This window comes from Pelosinus sp. sgz500959 (genome assembly GCF_042610375.1).
In the GTDB taxonomy this organism is placed as follows: Bacteria; Bacillota; Negativicutes; order DSM-13327; family DSM-13327; genus CTSoil-075.
Genome location: NZ_JBGJZL010000058.1, coordinates 1 through 552 on the forward strand (window position 1 = coordinate 1; position 552 = coordinate 552).

General features: G+C 39.3%; 1 rRNA gene. It reads left to right on the forward strand.

The features are described 5' to 3' along the window. Positions 1-129: 129 nt before the first annotated feature. A 5S ribosomal RNA gene (gene rrf, locus ACAN52_RS21970) occupies positions 130-246 on the forward strand. Positions 247-552 lie beyond the last annotated feature (306 nt).

The following is a 552-nucleotide window of genomic DNA, read 5'->3' on the forward strand; positions in this document are numbered from 1 at the left end:
ATAGACTGATTAGAATGGCACAGATGCTAGGCGCGACGAGGACGTGAAGGAGTCGTACTGAAAAGTACGTCGAGTGAACGCCCGCAGGAGCAACAACGCAGATGGGTTATTATAAGCAGTCGGACTTTATCCAGTGACGATAGCTAAGGGGTCCCACCTGTTCCCATACCGAACACAGTAGTTAAGCCCTTATACGCCGAAAGTACTTGGTTGGAAACGACCTGGGAGGATAGGTAGTTGCCGGTTAAGGCACTCATCTTTTGTGAGTGCCTTAATTTTATCTTAAAAGAAAAAAATTATGTTATTATTTGATAAAGTTTGTAAGTAATTTTTAAAAAAAAATGCAGAAAAAGCTTGACACAATAAAACATAATATGGTATCATAAACAAGTGATCAGCGAGGCTGATTGAAAATTCAAAAAACTTGGGTGTTCTTTGAAAACTAAACAATGTAAGTAAAGTTAAAATAAGCCAGATGTGCCGTACTCGTTTTGAGTACACACATGTCGGGTCACGCAAGTGATACTGACACAAGTAAGTTTTTTAAAGAGC